This window comes from Bacillus sp. HMA207 (assembly GCF_003402455.1).
GTDB classification, from domain to species: Bacteria; Bacillota; Bacilli; order Bacillales; family Bacillaceae_G; genus Bacillus_A; species Bacillus_A cereus.
In genome coordinates this window covers 1-2453 of sequence record NZ_BEZT01000014.1, presented here as the reverse complement: position 1 = coordinate 2453, position 2453 = coordinate 1, and the positions used below count along the sequence as shown (strand labels likewise).

Here is a 2453-nt window from a genome sequence, read left to right as displayed (position 1 = left end):
AAGTTAAGCTCTCTAGCGCCGATGGTAGTTGGGACCTTGTCCCTGTGAGAGTAGGACGTCGCCAAGCAACTTTAAGACGAGTCAGAATGACTCGTCTTTTTTGTGTTTTATAACTTCTTTTTAAAGCTAAATATTTTGAAGTGCTTCTCGCTTTTTAAAAAGGTTTTTGAGTACGTAGCTATATAAGTTTTATTCAATTTCTTTCGTGATTTTTTATATGTAATTTAAGATTTTCTATTTTATTTCTTAAAGATAGGATTCATCAGTGTGTTAAAATAGTACAGTTGTTTTTGATGTACTTTAATATAAGAAGATTTAAGTTAGAAAAGGAGATAATATGAAAAAGATAAGTATAATTACTATAGTAGTCTTAGTCCTGCTAGTAATCGTGTATATGTTAGTTGGAAATTATTTTTATAACTATGCGTTAAATGCGAAACAAGAAAAGGAATTTTTGCAAGATAATCCTCATTTAGTAGAAACGGTAAGTGCATCGGGAGATGTATTGGCTGCAAATGAAGAAAAGAATGCAAACTTCGTATCGAAGTATAAACCTAACACATTATCTATACGTTCTTTCGATAAATTAAATTTAAAAGGTTATGAATATATGAATGAACCATCTAGTCATAAATGGGCAATTGTAGTTCATGGATACAATGGTAGAGCATCAGAAATGACGAAATATGTTCGTAATTTCTATGAACAAGGCTATAATGTCATAGCACCAGACCTTCGTGGACATGGAAATAGTGAAGGAGATTATGTTGGTATGGGCTGGCATGATCGTAAAGATGTTTTGATTTGGATTCAACAAATCTTAAAGAAAGATCCTAATGCTGAAATAGCTCTATTTGGTGTTTCGATGGGCGGGGCAACTGTAATGATGACTTCAGGAGAAGATTTACCTTCTAATGTTAAAGTTATTATTGAAGATTGTGGATACTCAACTGTTATTGATGAATTTACTTATCAACTAAAAGATTTATTCCATTTACCGAAGTTTCCTGTTATGAATGCGGCAAATACGGTTACTAAATTAAGAGCTGGTTACGATTTAGAAGAGGCTTCAGCTGTAAAACAAGTAGCGAAAAGTAAAACACCTATGTTATTCATTCATGGGGATGCTGATACATTCGTTCCTTTTGAAATGTTAGATGAAGTATATAATGCTGCAAAAGTAGAAAAAGAGAAATTAATTGTTCCAGGTGCTGGACATGGAGAAGCGGAGAAAGTAGATTCGAATAAATATTGGAATACTGTATGGAAGTTCGTAGGGAAGTATATTCCGGCATAATTAAAATTGTTGCATTTATATAGACGATAATCGGAGGGATAATAGTTAATCCTTTTGATTATCGTTTTTTTGTTAATTAGGTATTCTGCTATAAGTGTGTTTTTGTATGTACTATATGAAGGAGATAGAGCAAAAACTTTTGAATTCCTTAATCTCAGTGCTACAATGATTGAAAACTAAATGTTAATGAGGTGTTTTTATGAAAATTGAAGCATGGTCGGATTTTGTATGCCCATTTTGCTATATTGGGAAACGTAGATTAGAGATGGCTTTAGAGCAATTTCCACATAAGAAGGATGTTGAAGTTGAGTTTAAAAGTTTTGAATTAGACCAAAATGCTCCAATCTATTCTGGAACAAGTATTAATGAAGTACTTGCATCAAAGTATGGAATTAGTATTGAAGAAGCTAAGCGTAATAACGTACAGTTAGGAAATCATGCAGCTAGTATGGGTTTAAGTTTTAATTTTGATGAGATGAAGCCGACTAATACTTTTGATGCGCATCGTCTTGCGAAGTTTGCAAAGAATCAAGGGAAAGAAAAAGAGATTACAGAAAATCTACTTTTTGCATATTTCACTGAATCGAAAAATTTAAGCGATGTGGATACACTTGCTACTATCGCTGAAGCTTCAGGTTTAGATAAGCAAGAAGCTTTAAATGTTATTAATGATAAAAATGCGTATGCAAATGATGTTAGAATTGATGAAGCGATTGCTCAGCAATATCAAATTTCGGGAGTGCCTTATTTTATTATTAATCAAAAGTATGCTATTTCAGGTGCACAACCACTTGAAACTTTTGTTGGTGCACTTCAGCAAGTGTGGGAAGAAGAGAATCCTACACCTAAGTTGCAAGAACTTTCTTCAGAGGGTGGAAGCGATCTTTCTTGTACTGATGGAAGTTGTTCGGTACCGTCGAAAGAACAATAGTTTTTATGGTAGAAGAGCACCCCATAGATTGTTCTGTGGGATGCTTGTATATAACTTATAGAAGAAATACGTAAATGAAATCTATAAAATATAAAGTTTTTTAAAAAACGTATTGACGATTATACTTTAGAGGTGTAATATAGAACAAGTCGCCGATGACATTAACGTCGAAAGCGACAAACGAAATAAAAAACTTAGTTGACATCAATTAACGAAAGTGTTAAC

General features: G+C 33.0%; 2 protein-coding genes. Both read left to right on the top strand.

Features of this window, described 5'->3' with window-relative positions:
• Positions 1 to 337: 337 nt before the first annotated feature.
• A complete protein-coding gene (locus tag HMAS_RS27485; protein ID WP_000723981.1) occupies positions 338 to 1297 on the top strand; it encodes an alpha/beta hydrolase in 960 nt (319 codons plus the stop codon).
• Between the two features lie 199 nt (positions 1298 to 1496).
• Positions 1497 to 2228: a DsbA family oxidoreductase gene (locus HMAS_RS27480; RefSeq protein ID WP_000687403.1), complete on the top strand. Its 732-nt coding sequence runs from the start codon at positions 1497 to 1499 to the stop codon at positions 2226 to 2228.
• The last annotated feature ends 225 nt before the right edge of the window (positions 2229 to 2453 follow it).

What these genes read in the sequence shown, in the direction of transcription:
- HMAS_RS27480 (WP_000687403.1), top strand. Translation starts at nt 1,497, where the DNA reads ATGAAAATTGAAGCATGGTCGGATTTTGTATGCCCATTTTGCTATATT.
- HMAS_RS27485 (WP_000723981.1), top strand. Translation starts at nt 338, where the DNA reads ATGAAAAAGATAAGTATAATTACTATAGTAGTCTTAGTCCTGCTAGTA.